The sequence below is a fragment of the Endozoicomonas sp. ALC013 genome, assembly GCF_049310205.1.
Classification (GTDB): domain Bacteria; phylum Pseudomonadota; class Gammaproteobacteria; order Pseudomonadales; family Endozoicomonadaceae; genus Endozoicomonas.
In genome coordinates this window covers 49,974-70,328 of the sequence record NZ_JBLYNS010000009.1, presented here as the reverse complement: position 1 = coordinate 70,328, position 20,355 = coordinate 49,974, and the positions used below count along the sequence as shown (strand labels likewise).

Sequence of the window (20,355 nt, the reverse complement as noted above, 5' to 3'; positions counted from 1 at the left end):
ATCAGCTCTGCTGAAACAAAACACCGGCAATCTCATCCAGGCCTTGCCTTAAGGCCTCCCGGCTATGCACGCCCGGCTGGTGGGTATCAGCCAATGGCATGGTGTGTATATCGCATCGGAGGTTTTCCGGTGGTTCATTCTCCGCAGGCCACAGCAGCACGTCTGGATATACGCCCGTCATGTCACTCATCCATGACAGTTTATCGCTGATGGACATTTTTCCGACAGCCGACACTTCCTGATTAATGTTACCCACAAAGACTTTCAGGGCCTTGCTGTTACCAATACTTTCGGCAACCTCTGGCATCAAGATCGCCGGTAAGATGCTGGTCATGAAACTACCCGGTCCTAAAATAATCATATCGGACTCTTTTATTCTGGCGACTGCTTCATCCGTCGGCTGAATCGCAGGCAGAATCATCAACTTCTCCGGGCACTTCTCCAAAGCATCAATGGTCGTTTCACCGACCACTTCCTGACCACCCACAATAGCACCAAGGCGGGCAGGCTCTTCTGACATGGGTATCAACTCTGCACCGACCTGTAACATCTGGCGAATCAGGTTTATGGCATCCAGTGGGCGAACACACATCTGATCCATTGCCAGTAAAATCAGGTTACCGAGGTTGTGCCCACTGATATCACCGCTATTTTTAAAGCGGTACTCAAAGAGAATCCGAGCAAGGTTTGGGGTATCCGAACACAGCTGGTTAAGGCAATTCCTGAGATCTCCCCAGGCAATACAGCCACTGCCATCCCTGAGTCGTCCCGTTGACCCGCCATCATCCGTAGTTGCAACAACGCCTGACAGGTGCCCACCGAGAAATCCCAGGCTTGCCATGACCCGACCAAGGCCATGCCCACCACCGATGGCAACAATCCGGCGACACTGATAAAGCGTTTTGACAGAATACATGGCAAGTTCTTTTAGACGTATAAAATACGGTCTAGAAGATCATTGTCTGCTAACTGCTCAGCCATTACGAAAATGATCTCCTTTAACCGATATCAGGTTTGTGTTGAACCTATGATGCGTGGTGTTATCAGGAATAAACGTACCTGTTTAATCTTTGACTTTGACTCTGCACGGAACAAATGGCCAAGAACCGGAATATCGCCCAGCAACGGAACTTTGGTAAGCTTTGCTTCATCCTGCTCTTTATAGAAGCCACCGATTAACAGGCTCTCCTGTTCACTGATGATAGCCTGAGTATTAATTGAGCTGTTAGTCACTGCCGGTAGTTTATTGCCGACGTCTTCTGTACCCTGACTTCCTGTACCATCCTGAATATTAACGCTCATATGAATACGTCGGCCCTGCTCTTCACGAACAATTCTTGGGGTAACCTGAACAACTGTACCTGATGTTACCGGGAATAGTTCAGAGTCTTCATTGCTGGCCACTGAAACATAGAAAGTACTGCTGTTATCGAGAATGGCTTCTATGTTATCGAGTGTCAGGATAGACGGCCTGGAAACAATTTTGACTCTCCCTTCATCAGCCAGTAGCTGTAAATTTGCATTAAAAGATCCAAGAGCGCTGGAGACAATGGTTGTATAGTTTGGCGTCGGGGCACCATTTGGAAAGGGTTTAAAAGTAAACTCGGTGTCACTTGAGCTACCGGAATTAGTCCAGTCAACTCCCAGAGCTTTCAGATCCTGTGTATTGATATCAATAATTGAAACACTGATCTCTATCTGCGATGTCGGTTTATCAAGAGAAGCCACCAGTTCTTCATACATTGGCATCTTGGATTCAAGATCATGCACAATGATCGCATTCAGTCGCGGATCAGCATTGATATAGACTTCATCGGCTTCTGCACCGGCATTCAGCGGGTCTCCTGCGGATGATTCAGAGCCATCTTTCATGCCGGGTTCACCGGATCTGCTGACACTCTCTGCCGGAGTCACCGATGGGTTAGGCAATCCCTGTTTGGTCACCTGGGCGACACCGCCACCTTTAATAATTCTGGTCAGAATCGTGGCGACGCCGGGGACTGTCAGTTGCTGACCTCTGAAGCTGAATGACTTATCAGTTGCCCAGGCATATTTGAGCGGAAAAGTGCGAACCGTCAGCTTACTCTTCTGACGCTCCCCCTCTTTCGCATCAAGCAGCAGCGCTGTCTGAGACACCAGCTCGATATAACGGGGAGGCCCGGAAATAAAGACAAGCCCCTCTTTCGGCTGTTCCTTCCAGAAAAAGCGACCGTCCCAGATACCAATCTTTTTCAGGGTTTTCTTCAGCTGCTTTATTGGTAAATAGTTTAAGCTGATAATCTGCTGGCTGGAGGAGCTGCCATCATAAACAAACAGGGTATGCCCATCAAAATACCAGATAAAACCATAGATATTGGCCAGGTGATCCAGGAAATCAACAGGGGTCATAGGACCAATCTTGCCATTAACCTCTCCAACCACCGTATCCGCTATGATGGATGGCATATAATAACTACCTGCAAAATTCTGCAATACTTCCTTCAAACTGTCGCCATTGCCAAAATACGCATACGGGCGCGCACCAAACGCTGCCAGGGCAGGTGATTCGTCATCACCAATGGTACCTTCAAAATCATCAATCGCATCCTGAATGGCATCCTCTGCAGAAAGAACCATACCATTTCCGGATGGTGTATGTTGTCGCATCATGTAGGGGTTGGTTGAAGCTTGATTTGCCTGTTGACGGTCGTCTTTCTGGGCAAAGTTATAATCAAAGTCAGATGTGGCTGCATAATGAGTTTGACTACCATACTGGGAAAAACTCGTCCCTTTCCCGGACAGTTGCCCATCATTTATATATGGCATTAGTCGTGCTCTTTCGGCATCAACAGATGAGCCATCTGGCCTGGGAAACGCCCTGGCATCCAATGGTCTCCCCCAGGAAACAGGGTCCCCGGCGGAATCGGGAAAAACTCTGGCGTCCAGGGCTCTCCCCGGCTCAGCTGAAGGACGGTCAGGCTGTTCCGACACGATGTCGGATGGAAAATAGATAATCTGTCCTACCCGTAAGGCCTGGGTAGTATCCAGTTTGTTATAGCGGGCAAGCTCATTCACCTCAAACCCGTAGCTTCCGGCAATCACTTCCAGAGTCTCGTTGGGACGCACTAAATGTTTTCTGGTTTGTGGCTCTTCAGATGACCAGTTCGCCAGCGCCTGAAAGGTAATCGCCAGTAAAAGGGACAGGATTATCAGGGTATTTCTTATAAAGCCCATCAGACGCGTGCCTCCATGCTCATGTCTGCTCCAGCTTATTCAACAGCCCTTAATGAATAGATGCCTTGTAAAGTCGAGAGTGTCAATAAACGTTCGTTACAAACCAGTTTATCGGAAAACAAACCGGATTCACCAGTATTTCGTCAAAAAAATAATTAACATGAGAAAAATCCATTTATCACTTTGTACACACGCCGATAGAACGAAAGGATTAAATTATCAGGCGGACTTTATCATGGCAGCACCAGTTTCTTTCGGTAACGGTATTTCAGGCATTTCACGGATCGACAGTGCTTTAGTGCACTCAGACTATCCTAAATCAAAATCAAATTTCAGAACCTCCGGTAAAAATGTTGTTTGTCACACTTGGAAGACTCTGGAAATGAACCGAAATTATGAGCGCCTTGAATTTGAGTTTGCGACTAAGGTTTCCGGTCAGAATATCCCTTCAAGCCCGGAGGAGCATTACCGCTTCACACAGGATGCCATGGACTCTTTTTCCGACTTTTTAAAGCAACTGCCTGAGAATAGCGGTCACGCCAAAAGAATGAAAGAAGCTTTGTCAGTCATCGAAAAAGCCAAAGCCGACAGTGAATATTTAATGATGTGCCGTAATGTATTGATTGCCAGCTAAAGGATGAGTGAAATGGATAAGTCATTAAAAACCTGGATGCTGTCACAGGCGTCCTATTATCTTGAATACCAGCAGCCCAGAAAATCCATCGCTCTGTTAGAAGCACTGATGTCAATAGACAAGAAAAACCCCGATATTTATCGCATGCTCAGCTACGCCTACTTACAGGCAGAACGGCCTGAAGAATCCATTCGCGCAGCCGATAATTTTCTAAAATACGCAAAGCCCGGTGGTGATATTCGGGCTATTAAATGGATCAAGGGGCGAGCCCTGCTCAAGAAGAGAAAAGCTGCACTGAGCCGCTGATCTTCAAGACCATAGCCAGCCCCATAGCAGCGGCGCACCTCTCATGGCACAACTGTTACCCGGGCTGAATTTTGGCGGCAGAAATGATCTGGTACTGGCAGGCCTGCTGGTATCCATCATCGGGCTTATTATTCTGCCCATGCCAACCCCCCTGGTGGACTTCCTTATTGCATTGAACATGGGGATTTCCACCATACTTCTGATGACCTCCATCTACCTGAAGTCGCCCCTGGAATTCTCATCCTTTCCGGGGGTGTTGCTGATAACGACCCTCTTCCGTCTGGCTCTGTCCATTACCACTACCCGTCTGATCCTTCTTCAGGCAGATGCCGGTGAGATTGTCTATACCTTCGGTAACTTTGTGGTAGGGGGTAACCTGGTCGTTGGTGTCGTTATCTTCCTTATCATCACCATTGTCCAATTCCTGGTCATCACCAAGGGTTCGGAACGTGTAGCAGAAGTCAGCGCCCGTTTCTCTCTGGACGGTATGCCTGGCAAGCAGATGAGTATCGATGCTGACCTTCGGGCCGGGGCCATCGAAATGGAAGAAGCCCAGCGCCGTCGTGAGCTGGTGACCAAAGAAAGCCAGCTGTTTGGTTCGATGGATGGAGCCATGAAGTTCGTAAAAGGTGATGCCATTGCCGGTTTGATCATCATCTTTGTCAACATTACTGCTGGTGTCGCTATCGGTACCGGTAATGGTATGAGTGGCGGTGAAGCTCTCCAGCTCTACGCCATCTTAACCGTAGGGGATGGACTTATCTCCCAGATACCAGCCCTGCTGATATCCATTACCGCCGGTATTATAGTCACCCGTGTATCCAACGAAGATGCCAAGGACCTTGGTAATGAGATAGGCACTCAGCTTACCGATAAACCAAAGGCCCTAATGGTTGGCGGAGCACTGTTACTCGGCTTCGCCCTGATCCCCGGCTTCCCGACACTGACTTTCATGGCTCTTGCTGCTGCCATTGGTGGCGGTGGCTACTTTCTGATGAGGAAAGTGGAAAAAGCCCGGACAGCTGAGGAAGATGGCGGCATTCCGGCCATGGCCGCAGCAACAGAATCACCCAGTGAGGCCAAATCCAGATTGGATCAGCAGGAAGAGTTCACCCAGACTCTGCCCTTGATTATTGATGTCCCTACCTCTGTTCAGAAAAGCCTGAACACAACCTCCCTGAATGAAGAGCTGCTTAAAGTCCGGAAATCACTGTACATGGATCTCGGGGTTCCCTTTCCCGGTATACATCTGCGGTTTAATGACGCCATGGATGAGAACACCTACAGCATACTGCTGCAGGAAGTTCCCGTCGCATCGGGCTATTTCAAACCAGGCTCGCTGTTCGTGAGAGAGAGTAATGAACATCTGGACATGCTGAAGATCCCTTATGAAGTTGGCGATCCGTTTCTGCCCAGCCTGGACTCTCTCTGGGTCATTGAAGGCCAGCAGGACAAACTTGAGCGCAACAATGTCAACTTTATGGATTCCTCAAAAATCCTGACGTACCACCTGGCACATGTCCTGAAAAAATATGCTGAAGATTTTGTGGGCATTCAGGAAACACGCTACCTGCTGGAAAAAATGGAAAGCAGTTTTGGCGAACTGATTAAGGAAGTCCAAAGGCTGTTACCTGTTAACAAGATCACCGAGATATTCCAGCGCCTGGTATCCGAAGATATTTCCATCAGGAACCTCCGCTCCATCCTGCAATCCCTGGTTGTCTGGGGACACAAGGAGAAAGAGGTGGTTCAGTTAACCGAGTATGTCCGCTCATCATTAAAGCGCTACATCAGCTACAAATACTCTAACGGCAAAAATATGCTGCCAGTATACCTGCTTGACCAGGATGTCGAAGATACCATCCGCTCCGGTATCCGCCAGACTTCAGCAGGCAGCTACCTGGCGCTTGACCCATCGACCTCTGCCCAGTTTGTGGAAAATGTTAAACACTCTGTTGGCAAAATCGGCCATCTTGAGCATAAGCCCGTCCTGATTACTTCGATGGATATACGCCGCTATGTCCGAAAACTTCTGGAGCTGGAAGTGTATGACCTGGCAGTGCTTTCACACCAGGAGTTAACGGAAGAGATTACCGTTCAACCACTGGGCCGTATCTCCCTGTAAGCAAGGTCATAACCGTACCGGAGGTGCTTCTCAATCTGCTGGCAGTTGGTATCAGCCAGTAGATGAGGACGGATGTTTCTGACAATCGCACCTTTAATCAACATCCCCATTAAAATGAATCAGCGGCTTATCACCACCGCAAAAGTTAATTAGCCGATATTTACTTTGAATTTCATTGATTAAATCACTGCTTCGAGGTAGAGAACAGGCGTTATGGACGGATGATGAGTGGAGTGCTCAGTAAGAATTGGCAGGTATGCTTTCTGCGCAAAATCTCCGATAGCAATCAAATCAGCTCTTATTTTTTCTCTCTTACTTTCGTACAGCATAGCTTCTAACCCAGAACGGGGTAGAAGTTATGCTGTACGAAAGAAGGAGAAGCAGAGAAAAAGAACGATTAACGAACTAACGCAAAAACCAGTTGGTCAATAAACTGCTCTTCTTTATAGACATGCTTTTTCATCACACCTTCAAGCTCAAAGCCACACTTCTCCAGCACACGGCGAGAGCCATCATTCCCGGCCTGCACATCAGCAAAAATACGAACCAGCCCCATCTCATCAAATGCATACTGGCACACATAAGAGAGTGCTTCGGTCATAATGCCTTTACCCCAATGATCCTCTGACACCCAAAAGCCAATCTCTGCGCCAAAGCGATGAACATCCAGCTGAACAACAAACCCGATCTCACCAATAGCCTCACCACCACAGTCAATAGCAAAGCGGGTTCTGGTCTCATGCTCCTTGACATGCTGAACCCAGGCTCTCGCATGCTCTATGGTATAAGGGTGTGGAAAAGTATCCCGAAGGTTTCTGGCTATCTTGGCGTTGTTACCATGTTTGGCCAGAGAGATCGCATCGCCATAAAGGAACCTTCTGAGGCAGTAACCATTACCCAAGTCTATATGCATATCATTATCCTGATAGTCAGCTATCAGGTAAAACATCGGCAAAAGTACCATGGGCTTTATTGATATACCTGTAACCCATTGATAGGACTTGATGTGCCGAGGATTATCCAACCAAGCTGAAGTTTAAGTTTATCTAATCCATTTAGCAGGCTTGATTTTGTAAAGGGGACTTCAAGATGAAAGCCCCGAACATCTTTGCAGATGAATTATAATATCAAATATAACTTTTCCTTCAAAACCCGGAGGATTTTATTATTCTTATTTCTTATTAAAGACATTTATATAATTTCATAACAAGAAAACTCCAAACCATCTTTAAAACTCAATGACTCTTACTAACCCAACACAAACTATTCTAAAGCATTGATAATAATAGGGGAATTAACAGCCCCGTAATCCTGTATTTTTAGAGGATATCACTCAGCAAGAAATTAAAACAACCGCATGAATATCTTTCTGCCAAAAGAGATTCAGACTCATTCATAGATTTACTGTTTGCTTTTTCTCTTACGTAGGTGCAAGACATATTAACCGAACAAACGCACCAATTTATCCAAATCAACAGAACATCAACAATTGCTGCCAGCAAAATCAAGGTTAGCATCATCAACAAACCTGTTAGTGACTTACATGAAAGCAAATGATTAACTGTGGTCAGTTTTTGGAACCTTAAACCTCGGAAAGCTGTCCAAGATAATAAATCTTAAACAAGGAAATATTATAATGATCAATTCAGCCAGTACTTTCCCCGTTAATCCTTACGGAGTCCAGGAAGTTATCATCAACGAAACTCAACCTGACGACCTCAGTGATTGTGCAAAAACTATTGTTCAGAACCGCATTCGGCAATTATCCTTTGCACTAATAGATCCTGCTGGCAATCGCAGCACAGCGTTATCCACCGAAAGCCTGGCTTCAGCACTGGGCATGTTGTTGGCTGCCATTGATGATGCTGGCGTGAAGGAAAAAATTCTGGGCATGACAAACCAACCCCTTCGATTAACAACCGCACTGGAAAAAGAAATCCACAAACAACTGGGTCAATTCTGCCTGAATTACACTGTCGATAAGAACTCACAGAGTTTTATTGTGAACTATTTTGCTTCAGAGGATCATTGTCATGATAGTAACCTTACTAAAATTTTGTCCAAATATTACAACACAATGAAACTGGAAATTACGGCACATGACAAAGTAGCCGATGTGACTGATACATTCATCAAATCTATAACCAAAGGTCGCATATCCAGCTTGTTCACCCCTGATGAACGTGATGATGTCAACGTCTCTATGGGTAATGTTGTTTGTTTAGAAACGATTTGGGCTGATGCTTTTGATAAATTTAAAACTGCACCCTCCAGATTTAAGTGTTCAGATGGCAAGATAGCCGAAGTCGAAATGATGAAATCTGAACCCATGAATTTAAAATATGCCTTTACAAAGGATTATGCGGCGATCGCAAAACCATTCCAACACGACACCGCAAAGCTTTATTTTGTTGCAATAACACCTGTCAACAGTTCATCAACTGGTATTAATCATCTTGATACTGAAACACTTTACCAACTGATTGACCAATCACTGGAAGCGAAAGAGCAAAAAATCACCTTAAAACTGCCTAAAATGAAAATAGACAGTACTGACACTTCATTACTTAACGAAATTGGCAAGCTCAGTGATATTAAAATAACGGCAGACATGTTATCGAAACTAGGTAAAACAAGGCATGATCATCTGGACATGCGTCAAAAAATTCATGCCATCATTGATGAAGAGGGTGCCGAGGTTGTTTCAACAACAGCCGTTAACAGGAAATACCGGGGGGGTAATTTCGAGCCACCAGAACCATTCAATTTTGACTGCCCCGGCTATATTGCGATTATTGTTAAGGACGATAATGGTAAACATCTGTTGCTTGAATCGATAATCAAGGATGCAAGCTATCTTGTCCCTGCAAGAAGTAAAGAAGTTCAGCCTCCCTCCCTGAGCGCCAGATCTGTGCAAGCTCATCAGGGGAGTACTGTGGATACTGATTCACTTTTCAGACCTGCAAAAAATGACAATGGAGATGAATCTTTAAAAAATTCTGACAAATTATTTCAGGACAATCCGAAACATCTCGTTCAGAACTTTTTAATATCTAAAATAATACAAATGATACTGAACGGCGATAATAAATTGAACATTCTTGGAGCCTATTACTACCAAAATAATCAAAAGCTGCTCATTCAGGTCCAAGATTTTAATCAAGCCCAAATACTCATGCAAAGAATAATTGATTTCACCAAAGCAAGTAATCTAAGCGATCGTGTCAGCGCTGTAGATTTTAATGCTTTGGGAAAACATAATTTTGGAATCTGCACAGTGGTAAATGAGCCGCTCACTACCCAACTGTTAGAAAAATTATTTCACTATAAACGCTCATAGCATTAAAATGATCAATCACATCCTCATCGATGCGAATGGTCATCTGCTTTTTTCAGCTGCTTGGCGTAAGTTTTTTTTCACCCTGACTAAAATCATACTTTGCTCTCATCACGTCAATCTCGCTGTGCTTATGGTCTGGGCTTAAAAGAAAGCAAAGCAGGTAGATAGGGTGCGTGGTCAGGAGCTGGCTATGAAACCACTGACTCGTGGCAAAAAACTGGCAAGCAATGCAGTCAACTATCACAGTGTTTTCAGGGAGCCAGAGAACGAATGAAGGGGCAGCTCCCTCCTTAGCGGGAACCAACCCATAAAATGAGCCAGGCTTAGGCTGACAGAGTAACAGAGCTGGACAAATGTTTTAATCAGCTATCACAACCAGAACAATCCTGCTAATCACTTATCTGGTGGCGTAGTTGATTATTTTCCGCCGTTTACCAACTAACTGCGCTGATTCACTGACTCAATTGGATGTCTGACAATTTGCTTCTAACTTTTTATACAGCATGGCAAGTACGTCCCACTTATACATTGCCCATTCTGGTGAAAGCAGGTATTGCCTTTCCCCGGAACCGGTCAGTCGATGGAACAGTAATCCCTCTGGAGCCCGAACGATCATCTTTGTCAGCACATCCGTGTAGGATTCCATGGATAACTCCCGGACCTGCTCTTTACGCCATTGTCGGGCCAGTTGAGTGCCTTTAACGATGTGAAGTGGGTGAATCTTGATGGCATCAACACCTAAAGCAATAACCCGGTCAAAACTTACCAGACTGTCTTCAGGTTCTTCCCCCGGAAGGCCAACGATCAGATGAGTACACAACTTCAGACCATAGCGTTTGGCTCGGATCACTGCATCTTCATAATCGCTGAAGTTATGGCCTCGGTTAATGGCTTCAAGCGTAGGATCAAAGCTTGATTGAAGGCCCAGTTCCAGCCAGACCTCATACCCCTGCGCCTGATAATCCGACAACAGTTGTAACACCGGATCCGGCACACAGTCAGGCCGGGTTCCCACGGCAAGCCCTATCACACCGGGCTGAGCCAGGGCCTCATCATAATAGCGCCTGAGATCTTCCGGAGCACCGTAGGTATTACTGTAGGACTGAAAATAAGCGATAAACTTTCTGGCACCCGTTCGGGCACTCACCTTTTCCTGAGCCTGTCGAATCTGCTCAGAAATTTCTCCCGCTTTAGTGCTGCCAGGACTGAAGGAAGCGTTATTACAAAACGTACAACCACCAATACCTTTAGTACCATCACGGTTTGGGCAGGTAAACGACGCATTCACCGAAACTTTGTGTACTTTTTCTCCGTACTTCTGCCGAAGGTAACGGCCAAAAGTATTCACGAAGCGGGTCATGTCCATAGCGAGTTATTTCGTTATCAAAAACGCTACAAAATACCGACAGCCCCCTGTTTAGCCTATAGGGAGTTTAACGCATGACTTAATGGCCAATGCTTAGCCTGAATTTTTTTTCATTTTTTCCAAAGCTTCCTGAACGACGGCACGAGCCTCATTTTGACAGGCATCCATTGCATCAGGGTCATCGGGAGCTACACGCCATTCAATTATTCTTTTTGCCAGCTTCCTTGCCATCACACCGACAAGATCATCCAGATACGCCTCATCGAACATAGCCAATGGCATAAACCTTAAATGAACTAACAACTGCTCAGGTTTATCAGGTTCTTTCATATGTATGGCAAAATCGCCGGCATCAGACGTGCTTTGACTGATCGTTAACGTAAAATGCTCACCGCTCATAGTATTCTCCCGGCTGTACTAGTTTCAGTTGTCGGCGGTGATACAGGTGGCTTTACGATCTTCAGACCAGCTGTCAGCTCATTCAGTCAGTAGGCATTATCAAACAAAAAACCGGGCCTTCTACCTTTTTATAATCTCTGTTCATAATCTAAACTGAGCTTTATAAGGATTAAAGCATTAGCTGACAATGCCGCCAGATATGGCGATATTCTCATCAATTATCAGCAGCCAGCTTGCACTGGGCAACGGAGAGCCAGACCATGTCACTTATTACCAATAAGGATGTCGAAAACCTACCCTCTGATAACTCGGGCCAGGTAGGTAATGTCAAACCGGTAGATCGTATTGATCCGATGCAGTCACAGGAGTTTTCAAACCTGGTAAAAAACAAGGAGGACAATAAGCTTGCTGAAACAGCGGTGGAAGATGGAGAGATTACGCCGGAAGAACTTCAGCGACAGATTCGTGAAAACCTGTTTAAAAACGGCTTCAACAAAGCCCTTGATAAAGCCAGGGAAATAGCCAAAGAACTCAGACAGGGATAGCACTCTGACCCGATGTCATTTTTTTGGCCGAAGGTAGTTAAAACGCCCCATTAATAGCTACTTAATATAATCAAAAGTTCTCAATATAATTATATTTAGTAAAGTGATATGGGTGGTCTCTGCGGGTATTCCATACCCTGCAGATGACATTGTGCAGTACAGGGATGTGGCCAGCATGTCAATTCAGCCTTCCAGCATTTTTCCGCTCAGCCCAGGTGGTGATAACAAGCCACTGCAAAGTGTTTTTTTTTCTGAATTAAATCAGTTGGTCCAAGAAATTATTTACCCCGAGTCCGACACGCTGTTTCCTGTTCTACTTACCAAATTAAATACTAATCTGGAGGATATCAAAAACGATCAGGATATGATGCGCTGGATCGATATCAAAAACCGTTTGACAAAGTCTGAATCTTTCATCAAGAAAAGCTTCCTCGATCATTTGACCAGTGCAGACAGTGAACAGCCCGCACCACAAGAAGGTGTCTTAACCCTTGAATTACTCGACAATTCTGAACTTGATCACCAACTCCTCTGGCTTTCTGCAACCAACAATTTTGAGAGCAGTAACAACTCTGAACGTATTTGCCGAATCAAAAGCAGTCTTGAGAGCACCTATCCCCGGCATGACGGTACTTATCCTGCCACCCCGGAGCGCATCTGCGAAAGTTTTGCCATGGCTCTGGAAAGTCTCCATCCAGACCGTGATATTGAACAACAATTATTTTGCTGGTTTGCCAGTCATCTTAATAATGCGGCTGATGAGCTCTGGCTTAAAGTCGACCAGTTAATGATCCATAAAGGGCTGGGCCCCAAACATTCATCTCCGGTTGAGCGATTGAAAGCAAACCCGGCCTCCGGCCCACCCCATCATCCACTATCTACATCCCGCCCCACAGATCAAACACAACCAGCGCCTCAGCAGAGTTACTATTCAGATATGGGAAACCCTCAGTTTCTGGATAGTTTTGCTGAGAAGCTGGTATCCCGGCTGGAAGACATGCTTGCGGAAGATGAACTCATCCCTGAGGCCAAAGCTAACCGGGTCAAGGCTATTGATCTGGCCAGTGTCCTCAGCTCACTGCAACTGGATGTTCTTGAGCAGCACGTGTCAATAAGAAACCTGCACACCTCGGTCGTAGATGCCCTGGAAATACAAGGCGTTAATTCAAAACTCTCACGCCATCATGAAGACCTTATCAATATGGTCGGCTGGTTGTTTGAGTTCATTCTGGATGATCACAACCTGCCTGATGACGTAAAAAAAACCATAGCCCTATTGCAAATCCCGATTTTAAAACAGGCGATTCTGAACGATGCTTTTTTAACCGATAAAAAGCACCCGGCCCGTCTCTTATTAAATGACTTAACGTCTGCAGGCATGCTGTATTGCCGGGATTCTCAACTGAGCAAACATGTGCTGCTACTGATTGAGCATACTGTACGCACCATCATCTCTGACCACAGTGAAAACCCGGATGTATTTCAGGATTGTCTTGATGGATTTCAAACCAATCTGGATATCATTCTGGAACCAGAGCCTGAGAGTGCAAAAAGTCATCCTGCTGCACTCAACGAACCACCAGAAGAGGTTCAGGCAACAGACTCCGACGATGACCATGCCATTGACTTTAAGACAGAAAGTCTTACGGAAGAAGACTCGGAGGAGATAATTCTTTCCTGCGAACAGTCCGGGCTCAGTCTGAAAGATTCGCTCCAGTCTGAACCCGCCCCAGAGGCAACCAATCCCCCTCAGGAGCTTGAGCTGCTTCCGGATGAACAGACCGAAGTGGCTGATACTCAGGAGCATTTACCTGCATTTACCCCGGTCATTATTGATGGACTTTACCCGGGCCAGTGGGTTGAGTTTATTGGCGAAGGTGACTCACACCGCCTCAGCTGCAAACTTGCCCGGCTCAGTAAAGACCGTCATCGATATATTTTTGTCAACAGCTCGGGGATGCGTGTTGCGGAGCGCTCTGGAAGCGAACTCAAAAAGGAAATTAAAGACGGTTCTGTCCGTATTATGGAAGAGAATCCCGTGTTCGACCGGGCTATCCAGGCTGTCCTTAAGCGATTCAAAAGACATTTGTAACGACGCTGCCACGGATGACTAAAGCAAGCAGTGAAAAAGGTGAGAACTTTTCAGGCCTGTTTATCGCAACACCGGTAAAGACATCCGTTATGGAACAGGCTGCTGACTAAAGCACTGGCGCTTAATGGCGAAAAACTAATTTATCTTTAATTTGTACAGGAAGTTTTTATGATCAATCTGGAAAATTTACATCAAATCACCGACGGTGATGAAGTCCTGCTGGAAGAGTTGTTATCAACATTTTTTCAGAGCACCCGGGAAGACATCCTGAATTTGAAAGCAGCGGTCAACAATCAGCAAACGCCCCTTATTGTCAACTTTGCCCACCGGATTAAAGGTGGTGCTGCAATCGTCGGGGCGGAGCAACTGGCAATACTTGCCGGAGACCTGGAGCAGTCAGGCCAACAAGTGGAACCGGAACGTTATGACCCTCTTTTTCTTGAACTGCAGCATACGTTTAACAGTATCGAAGCCCTATATCCCAAACTATAAAGGCCGCTGACTGGTCAAGCTGAACAGCCGAAAGCCAACCACAACGGCAAACGCCATAAAGGGCGCTTCCAGAACACCACCAATAACCTGTAACCACAGTACATTCTCAGGGCTCGTCAATAGATAGCTAATAAGGAATTGTGAGAACAGCAGAGTGAACAGCAATACAGTAAAAGGCAGTAATAACAGGGACCACTGCTGCTTCGTCTGATTAAAGCTTGCCTGAATAGCCTCCACTGGAGGCTCACCCTTAAGGGCAACCCGAAACTCCACAAACATTAGTTTGTACAGCAGATAAAATCCCGGTATCAGGTAGAGGCTAAACCCAAGCATGACTAATACAAACACGATCAGGTAACTGGTCGCCAACGGAAAATAGATACCCGCCGACTTTATTAAACTGTCATAAAGGCTTAGCTTCTCGCCCTGATCACGACTCTCAATAAAGAAAATCGCTGCCCCCGTGGCCAGCGGTTCTATCAACACTGATGCAAACAGATCTGCAAACCCACCACTTATCTCGCTATTGCCAGCAAAAGACTGTTGGAGGTAAAAGCCTGCGATTTCAGAGGGGATAGCAGACAATAGAAACAAAACCGTCAGGCTCAAGCCATAACGGGCAAAAAAGTGTAGCGATTGAACAATAGATTGCATGCAAATTTTACCGGTTAATCAACTTACCAGGGAATCACGGATCCATCATAATTGATGAACTGGCCACTGTTTTTCAAAGAAAGTTGATCAATAACCTTGCGCACGCCCCTGATTGAAGTTTCCGTATCAATCGGAGCATTTACGCCCCCCATATCCGTCTGGACCCAGCCCGGATGCAATACACCGACACTGATACCCTCCCCGGCAAGGTCAATAGCCAGACTTTTAGCCACCGCATTCAATGCGGCTTTGGCAGAGCGATAGATATAACTCCCGCCTTTCTGATTGTCCCCCATACTGCCCATTTTACTAGACATCATGATGATTTTTTTCTCATGACTCTGGGCTACTTTTTCCACCAGTGCCTGCGTAACCATCATCGGGGCCACCGAATTAACCCGCAAAACCTCCATCCATGGATCAACGGTCACCTCATCATAAGACAGACCGAAAGGGCCATAAATTCCGGCATTATTGATCAGGATATCAATGGGCTCTTCAATCACATACTGCAGGTTATGGATCATTCCGGGCTGGGTAATATCCAGGGGAACCAGCTCAAACTGATAACCAGCATTGCGTTTCAGCTCCAGCAGTTTCTGCGACTGTTCCGGAGAGCGGCAGCAACCATAAACCTTGGCACCCTGCGCAAGATATTGACGACACAGTTCCAGACCCAGCCCCCGGCTAACGCCGGTCACCACCACTATTTTCTGCATGCAGACTCTCCCGGATAAACTGGCAGCTTCCGGTAGAAATAAAGCTGAAGCCGCCGATAAATTATCTTACTCGTAAACAAGGCAAAAAACTTACAAAACATTCTATGATGGCAAACCGGGGATGGAAAAGATGCCTCCAAAAATAACTGGCGACAACCAGACGTCTTATATACCTGCACAAGAGGGCCCCTCCCCTGCTAATAACAAAGCCAGTCATAGAGGACGCGAGGTCAGTGAAACCCGGGCGACTCCCCAATCGGACAGAACTGCTAACGCAACCAGCAATCTGGCCGTTGGCCAACGTCAGGTTGAGTCTTTATCACCTGATCATCTGGAAATGATCAAAGCACTGACAGAACAAGGCCAATGGGGCGGTGTTCTGCCCGCAATTCTTGCTTGTAAAACAACGGACCAACTGGAAAAAGTTCTGGCCGCAATAAAAACAGTCAGTCCTCTGCCCAAAGAGATTCATCAGCAAATATGCAATCACTTTGCGAGACTCTATGCAAAGGGAACCACTACTTACCTAACCGCAGGACTCACATCATGACACTCGAAAACCTGGGCAGTCTCGATCTTATTCTCCAAAAGTCCGATGAACATGACAGCCCGCTGGGTTCCATGATCAGAATGGCGGTGGACAGCTTTATCCAGACACACTCGCTAACCGCGGCGAATCGTAATCAAATGGTCAATAGCATCACCCAGAAAATTCACGAGCAGATCAATCAAGTGATGTTCGAGCAGGAAGAGTTACTGACAAGAGACCCGACATTAGCGGAAAAAATCGCTCAGGCACGCAATCAACGGCGCATCGAGCAAAATTATCTTCAGGAAAAAAGCCAACGCTCTTAACAAGCTTCCTAGTTTTTTATGCCAAAAAAAGGGGCTTACTCAGCCCCCTCATAAAACCTGATCAGACCAGCAATAAAGCAATGGTTGCCAGGCTGAGAATCAACGTACCACCATAACAGGCCATTTTTACCCCAACCCCCGGGTGGAAACCCAGATCGTGAGCACCGTGGTAAATACGGTGAATACAGGCCCAGTAAGAAGGCACCAAAGCCACCATCAGTGCCAGCTTGCCAATCCAGCTCTCCAGAAAGAACGCAGACATTCGCTCATAAGAGAGCGCTTCTGCCGGAATAATTTCCAGAGGCACGCCCAGACCAACCACAAAAATAATGGCCGGAAAGAAAAAGGCGATAGTGGTACCCCCAGCCCCAAACAGACTCCACAACAGAGGTTCGATATGGCGTTTATTACTCATGTTCCCACTCCTATCCCCGTCAAAGTCCCATGGTGGCCGCAGCCAGAATGATGGCAGAAACCACTGCCAGGCCAACGTACATCAATTTGTTAACCACACTGTCTTTTACCATTTTACGAATCTGCTGTGGCAGAACGCGGGGCGTCATATCGAAATAGGTGACGGCATGGTAAATAGTCAGACCCAGGGTAACCACGGTAAACAGAATCATTAACGGGTTGGCCTGGAAGGCAAGCCAGCTATTCCAGGCGGCTTCACCCTTGACCAGCTGCATCAGACCGACAAACAGGTTGATGGCATAGAGGCCATCAAATACACAGGAGGATTCCCGGATCATGTACTGGCGGTAGAAGGGATGATCCATATACCAGGTGCGCTTCATGGGACGCACATAGGGGCGACGACTCATCACTTGTCTCCTTTACGTGGCATCAGGAAAGAGAGCGCCCAATCCTGAGAACCCTGCAGTTTGTTCTGGTTGATGGCAGCGGCCGGGTCAACATTCTTTGGACAAACCTCAGAACAGTAACCCACAAAGGTACAGGACCAGACACCATTCTTGCCCTGAATCACTTCGGTACGCTGTTCATAGCCATCATCACGGCTGTCCAGGTTATAGCGGTGGCCCAGGGCGATCACCGCAGGACCGGTAAACAGTGGGTTCAAGCCCATCTGTGGACACGCGGAGTAGCAGAGCATGCAGTTAATGCACATGGAGAACTGCTTATAAAGGCCCAGCTGCTGAGGCGTCTGTTTATTCACTCCTTCCTCAATCGGCTTCTCCATCGCATTGATGATGTACGGTTTCACTGACTCCAGTTTCTTGATGAAGTCTTCTGAGTCAATCACCAGATCCTTTTCAATCGGGAAGTTAGCCAGTGGCTCAACCCGAATGGGGTTCGGATAGTAATCCCGCAGAAAGGTTTCGCAGCCGAGCTTTGGTGTACCGTTGATCACCATGCCACAGCTGCCACACACCGCCATACGGCAGGACCAGCGGTAAGCCAGGCTGGAATCCAGTTCATCCTTGATATGCTCAAGGGCATCCAGCATGGACCAGGCTTCCACATAAGGAATAGTGAAAGTGCCAAATGTCGGCTTGTCATCGGTTTCCGGGTTATAACGCAGAATCTCGATGGTTATGGTTTTATCACTCATGGGGCCTCCTTACTTCCCTTCACCGTTTTTCTCAGCCGCCGCGCCATAGACGCGCTCTTCTGGCTGGAAGCGGGTTACATTCACGTCTTCATATTCCAGACGAGGCTTGGCATCACCGTTATAGAAGGTGACGGAGTGTTTCAGGAAGTTGACATCATCACGGGCTTCGAAGCCGTCAATACGCTGGTGCGCACCACGGGACTCTTTACGCTCAACACCACCAATGGCCATACACTCAGCAACCATCAGGGAGCTTTGCAGCTCAAAGGCCTGCAGCAGTTCGGTATTGAAGACCTTGCTCTTGTCTTCCACCTTGACGTTTTTGAAGCGCTCACGCAGTTCGGAGATCTTGTCCAGACCGGCCTGCATCTCTTCACCCACCCGGTAAATACCAAAGCTGTCCTCCATGGTTTTCACCATTTCGTGACGCAGGTGCGATGCTTTCTCAGTACCGTTGGCGTTACGCAGACTTTCGATGGCTGCCAGGTGCGCTTTCGCCTGATCCAGCAATTTGCGTTCATCAGACATCACGTTCTGGCTGGCAAAATCCGCCGCACTTTCACCGGCAACCTTACCGAAGACAACGGTCTCTGCCAGAGAGTTGGAACCGAGACGGTTAGCACCGTGCATACCGACGCTGGCACATTCACCGGCAGCGAACAGACCGGCCAGATCGGTGGCACAGTTGATGTCCGCTCTGACACCACCCATGGTGTAATGAACCGCAGGACGAACCGGAATTGGCTGATGAACCGGATCCACTCCCAGGTAGTTTTTCGCCAGGGAACAGATCAGTGGCAGACGCTCAATCAGCTTCTGTTCGCCAAGGTGGCGCAGGTCGAGGTGTACCGCATCACCCAGTGGCGTTTCAATGGTGCGGCCCTTGCGCTGCTCTTGCCAGAAGGCCTGGGACAGCTTGTCACGCGGGCCCAGTTCCATGTATTTGTTCTTTGGTTGACCAACCGGAGTCTCTGGCCCCAGGCCATAATCCTGCAGGTAACGGTAACCATCCTTGTTCAACAGGATACCGCCTTCACCACGACAACCTTCTGTCATCAATACACCGGAGCCTGGCAGACCGGTTGGGTGGTACTGGACAAACTCCATGTCACGCAGCGGTGCGCCAGCACGCAGGGCCATGGCATGGCCGTCACCGGTCACAATGGCACCATTGGTGTTAAAACGGAAAATACGGCCAGAGCCGCCTGTTGCCAGCACCACTGACTTCGCCAGAAATACTTTTGGTTCGCCGGTTTTCACTTCGATGGCAACAACGCCCTGGGCACGGCCATCTTCCATGATCAGGTCAGTGGCAAAATACTCATCGTATCGTTCAATGGATGGGTGCTTGGTGGACGTCTGGAACAATGTGTGAAGCATGTGGAAGCCAGATTTGTCCGCAGCAAACCAGGTGCGCTCAATCTTCATACCACCAAAAGCACGAACGTTTACGTCACCGTCATCCTTACGGTTCCAGGGGCAGCCCCAGTGCTCCAGGCGGATCATCTCTTCAGTGGCGTGGGAAACAAAGTAATCCACCACATCCTGATCGCAGAGCCAGTCACCACCGGCCACCGTGTCAACAAAGTGGTTTTCCAGAGAGTCATGATCCTGAATGACACCGGCTGAACCGCCTTCTGCAGCCACCGTATGACTCCGCATAGGGTAGACTTTGGAAATCAATGCCACTTTAAGCTCAGGATTTTTTTCGGCAACGGCAATCGCAGCCCGAAGACCGGCACCTCCGGCACCGACAATGGCTACATCAGCCTTTATGACCTGCATACGCAAACCTCTACCGCCGTTCACCACCATCTCCGGGAAGGTCCCAAACAGAGACAGCCAGCGAACTGGCCAAAATGAATAATAAGAGAAGGGTTAAAAATCTAGAACTGAAGTTTATATAAACCTGAAATTAAAGCCATTGATATAAAACAAAAATAAATCAACATTTCGGAAAACCCGTAATTTCAAGACGACCCAACAGGATCAACCACTATAAACAACCGCTTAAATTACAAGGCACGCAGATTTATTGTTTA

At 47.2% G+C, this 20,355-nt stretch carries 20 protein-coding genes; 9 read left to right on the top strand and 11 right to left on the bottom strand.

Annotated features, from left to right (window positions below; genetic code table 11):
* Position 1: 1 nt before the first annotated feature.
* A complete protein-coding gene (yvcK, locus tag ACO6V1_RS03715) occupies positions 2-916 on the bottom strand; it encodes a uridine diphosphate-N-acetylglucosamine-binding protein YvcK (RefSeq protein WP_422465844.1) in 915 nt (304 codons plus the stop codon).
* Between the two features lie 92 nt (positions 917-1,008).
* Positions 1,009-3,213, bottom strand: a complete 2,205-nt coding sequence (sctC, locus tag ACO6V1_RS03710; protein WP_422460882.1) for a type III secretion system outer membrane ring subunit SctC — start codon at positions 3,211-3,213, stop codon at positions 1,009-1,011.
* Between the two features lie 160 nt (positions 3,214-3,373).
* Between sctC and ACO6V1_RS03705 the strand changes: the two genes are divergently transcribed.
* Genes ACO6V1_RS03705 through sctV form a run of 3 tightly spaced genes read left to right on the top strand, consistent with a single transcriptional unit; the run spans position 3,374 to position 6,278 of the window.
* Positions 3,374-3,847 carry a hypothetical protein gene (locus ACO6V1_RS03705; RefSeq protein WP_422449493.1) on the top strand — a complete coding sequence of 158 codons (474 nt, stop codon included), beginning with the start codon at positions 3,374-3,376 and terminating at the stop codon, positions 3,845-3,847.
* Between the two features lie 12 nt (positions 3,848-3,859).
* Entirely contained in the window at positions 3,860-4,153 is a 294-nt protein-coding gene (locus ACO6V1_RS03700; RefSeq protein ID WP_269673303.1) for a hypothetical protein, read from the top strand.
* 43 nt (positions 4,154-4,196) lie between these two features.
* Complete coding sequence (gene sctV, locus ACO6V1_RS03695; protein WP_101744773.1) at positions 4,197-6,278, top strand: type III secretion system export apparatus subunit SctV; 2,082 nt, start codon at positions 4,197-4,199, stop codon at positions 6,276-6,278.
* Between the two features lie 397 nt (positions 6,279-6,675).
* On the opposite strand, the gene ACO6V1_RS03690 is transcribed toward sctV, so the two are convergent.
* A complete protein-coding gene (locus ACO6V1_RS03690) occupies positions 6,676-7,191 on the bottom strand; it encodes a GNAT family N-acetyltransferase (protein WP_163369423.1) in 516 nt (171 codons plus the stop codon).
* A gap of 723 nt (positions 7,192-7,914) precedes the next feature.
* Here ACO6V1_RS03690 and ACO6V1_RS03685 point away from each other — a divergent pair.
* Complete coding sequence (locus tag ACO6V1_RS03685; protein ID WP_422449496.1) at positions 7,915-9,618, top strand: serpin family protein; 1,704 nt, start codon at positions 7,915-7,917, stop codon at positions 9,616-9,618.
* A 460-nt stretch (positions 9,619-10,078) separates the two neighbouring features.
* On the opposite strand, the gene ACO6V1_RS03680 is transcribed toward ACO6V1_RS03685, so the two are convergent.
* The gene (locus ACO6V1_RS03680; RefSeq protein ID WP_422449498.1) at positions 10,079-10,984 is read right to left on the bottom strand and encodes a TIGR01212 family radical SAM protein; all 906 of its coding nucleotides are present in this window, start codon (positions 10,982-10,984) and stop codon (positions 10,079-10,081) included.
* Between the two features lie 93 nt (positions 10,985-11,077).
* Entirely contained in the window at positions 11,078-11,383 is a 306-nt protein-coding gene (locus ACO6V1_RS03675) for a hypothetical protein (protein ID WP_163369420.1), read from the bottom strand.
* 260 nt (positions 11,384-11,643) lie between these two features.
* Between ACO6V1_RS03675 and ACO6V1_RS03670 the strand changes: the two genes are divergently transcribed.
* The 3 genes from ACO6V1_RS03670 to ACO6V1_RS03660 all read left to right on the top strand — a co-directional run bounded on the left by ACO6V1_RS03670 (position 11,644) and on the right by ACO6V1_RS03660 (position 14,512).
* The gene (locus ACO6V1_RS03670; protein WP_101744768.1) at positions 11,644-11,928 is read left to right on the top strand and encodes a hypothetical protein; all 285 of its coding nucleotides are present in this window, start codon (positions 11,644-11,646) and stop codon (positions 11,926-11,928) included.
* Positions 11,929-12,103: 175 nt separating this feature from the next.
* Positions 12,104-14,020 carry a DUF1631 family protein gene (locus ACO6V1_RS03665; RefSeq protein ID WP_422465842.1) on the top strand — a complete coding sequence of 639 codons (1,917 nt, stop codon included), beginning with the start codon at positions 12,104-12,106 and terminating at the stop codon, positions 14,018-14,020.
* Positions 14,021-14,188: 168 nt separating this feature from the next.
* On the top strand, positions 14,189-14,512 hold the full coding sequence (locus ACO6V1_RS03660) for an Hpt domain-containing protein (protein ID WP_269673297.1): 324 nt from the start codon (positions 14,189-14,191) through the stop codon (positions 14,510-14,512).
* Here ACO6V1_RS03660 and ACO6V1_RS03655 read toward each other — a convergent pair.
* Together ACO6V1_RS03655 and ACO6V1_RS03650 are read right to left on the bottom strand one after the other, a co-directional pair.
* Positions 14,507-15,166, bottom strand: a complete 660-nt coding sequence (locus ACO6V1_RS03655; RefSeq protein ID WP_422465840.1) for a hypothetical protein — start codon at positions 15,164-15,166, stop codon at positions 14,507-14,509. The genes ACO6V1_RS03660 and ACO6V1_RS03655 overlap by 6 nt on opposite strands.
* 23 nt (positions 15,167-15,189) lie before the next feature.
* Positions 15,190-15,885, bottom strand: coding sequence for an SDR family oxidoreductase (locus ACO6V1_RS03650; protein WP_422465838.1), 696 nt, complete (start codon positions 15,883-15,885; stop codon positions 15,190-15,192).
* A 130-nt stretch (positions 15,886-16,015) separates the two neighbouring features.
* Here ACO6V1_RS03650 and ACO6V1_RS03645 point away from each other — a divergent pair, with 130 nt between their 5' ends.
* A complete protein-coding gene (locus ACO6V1_RS03645; protein WP_422465836.1) occupies positions 16,016-16,435 on the top strand; it encodes a hypothetical protein in 420 nt (139 codons plus the stop codon).
* Positions 16,432-16,740: a hypothetical protein gene (locus ACO6V1_RS03640; protein ID WP_422449509.1), complete on the top strand. Its 309-nt coding sequence runs from the start codon at positions 16,432-16,434 to the stop codon at positions 16,738-16,740. Before ACO6V1_RS03645 ends, ACO6V1_RS03640 begins: the two co-directional genes overlap by 4 nt.
* A 61-nt stretch (positions 16,741-16,801) precedes the next feature.
* Here the strand turns inward: ACO6V1_RS03640 and frdD are convergent, their stop codons facing one another.
* From frdD to frdA, 4 genes are read right to left on the bottom strand one after another with little or no spacing between them, the layout of a single operon-like run.
* Positions 16,802-17,155: a fumarate reductase subunit FrdD gene (gene frdD / locus ACO6V1_RS03635; RefSeq protein WP_422449511.1), complete on the bottom strand. Its 354-nt coding sequence runs from the start codon at positions 17,153-17,155 to the stop codon at positions 16,802-16,804.
* 19 nt (positions 17,156-17,174) lie between these two features.
* On the bottom strand, positions 17,175-17,564 hold the full coding sequence (locus tag ACO6V1_RS03630; protein WP_101745957.1) for a fumarate reductase subunit C: 390 nt from the start codon (positions 17,562-17,564) through the stop codon (positions 17,175-17,177).
* Positions 17,564-18,313, bottom strand: coding sequence for a succinate dehydrogenase/fumarate reductase iron-sulfur subunit (locus tag ACO6V1_RS03625; RefSeq protein WP_422449513.1), 750 nt, complete (start codon positions 18,311-18,313; stop codon positions 17,564-17,566). Before ACO6V1_RS03625 ends, ACO6V1_RS03630 begins: the two co-directional genes overlap by 1 nt.
* A gap of 9 nt (positions 18,314-18,322) precedes the next feature.
* The gene (frdA, locus tag ACO6V1_RS03620) at positions 18,323-20,122 is read right to left on the bottom strand and encodes a fumarate reductase (quinol) flavoprotein subunit (protein ID WP_422465834.1); all 1,800 of its coding nucleotides are present in this window, start codon (positions 20,120-20,122) and stop codon (positions 18,323-18,325) included.
* Positions 20,123-20,355: the final 233 nt, after the last annotated feature.

Bases quoted from the DNA above. Each gene is read 5' to 3' on its own strand.
- ACO6V1_RS03640 (WP_422449509.1), top strand. From the start codon at position 16,432: ATGACACTCGAAAACCTGGGCAGTCTCGATCTTATTCTCCAAAAGTCC.
- ACO6V1_RS03700 (WP_269673303.1), top strand. From the start codon at position 3,860: ATGGATAAGTCATTAAAAACCTGGATGCTGTCACAGGCGTCCTATTAT.
- ACO6V1_RS03675 (WP_163369420.1), bottom strand. From the start codon at position 11,383: ATGAGCGGTGAGCATTTTACGTTAACGATCAGTCAAAGCACGTCTGAT.
- ACO6V1_RS03650 (WP_422465838.1), bottom strand. From the start codon at position 15,885: ATGCAGAAAATAGTGGTGGTGACCGGCGTTAGCCGGGGGCTGGGTCTG.
- ACO6V1_RS03630 (WP_101745957.1), bottom strand. From the start codon at position 17,564: ATGAGTCGTCGCCCCTATGTGCGTCCCATGAAGCGCACCTGGTATATG.
- ACO6V1_RS03680 (WP_422449498.1), bottom strand. From the start codon at position 10,984: ATGGACATGACCCGCTTCGTGAATACTTTTGGCCGTTACCTTCGGCAG.
- ACO6V1_RS03705 (WP_422449493.1), top strand. From the start codon at position 3,374: ATGAGAAAAATCCATTTATCACTTTGTACACACGCCGATAGAACGAAA.
- ACO6V1_RS03655 (WP_422465840.1), bottom strand. From the start codon at position 15,166: ATGCAATCTATTGTTCAATCGCTACACTTTTTTGCCCGTTATGGCTTG.
- yvcK (WP_422465844.1), bottom strand. From the start codon at position 916: ATGTATTCTGTCAAAACGCTTTATCAGTGTCGCCGGATTGTTGCCATC.
- ACO6V1_RS03660 (WP_269673297.1), top strand. From the start codon at position 14,189: ATGATCAATCTGGAAAATTTACATCAAATCACCGACGGTGATGAAGTC.
- frdD (WP_422449511.1), bottom strand. From the start codon at position 17,155: ATGAGTAATAAACGCCATATCGAACCTCTGTTGTGGAGTCTGTTTGGG.
- ACO6V1_RS03690 (WP_163369423.1), bottom strand. From the start codon at position 7,191: ATGCATATAGACTTGGGTAATGGTTACTGCCTCAGAAGGTTCCTTTAT.
- sctV (WP_101744773.1), top strand. From the start codon at position 4,197: ATGGCACAACTGTTACCCGGGCTGAATTTTGGCGGCAGAAATGATCTG.
- ACO6V1_RS03645 (WP_422465836.1), top strand. From the start codon at position 16,016: ATGCCTCCAAAAATAACTGGCGACAACCAGACGTCTTATATACCTGCA.
- ACO6V1_RS03625 (WP_422449513.1), bottom strand. From the start codon at position 18,313: ATGAGTGATAAAACCATAACCATCGAGATTCTGCGTTATAACCCGGAA.
- ACO6V1_RS03685 (WP_422449496.1), top strand. From the start codon at position 7,915: ATGATCAATTCAGCCAGTACTTTCCCCGTTAATCCTTACGGAGTCCAG.
- sctC (WP_422460882.1), bottom strand. From the start codon at position 3,213: ATGGGCTTTATAAGAAATACCCTGATAATCCTGTCCCTTTTACTGGCG.
- ACO6V1_RS03670 (WP_101744768.1), top strand. From the start codon at position 11,644: ATGTCACTTATTACCAATAAGGATGTCGAAAACCTACCCTCTGATAAC.
- ACO6V1_RS03665 (WP_422465842.1), top strand. From the start codon at position 12,104: ATGTCAATTCAGCCTTCCAGCATTTTTCCGCTCAGCCCAGGTGGTGAT.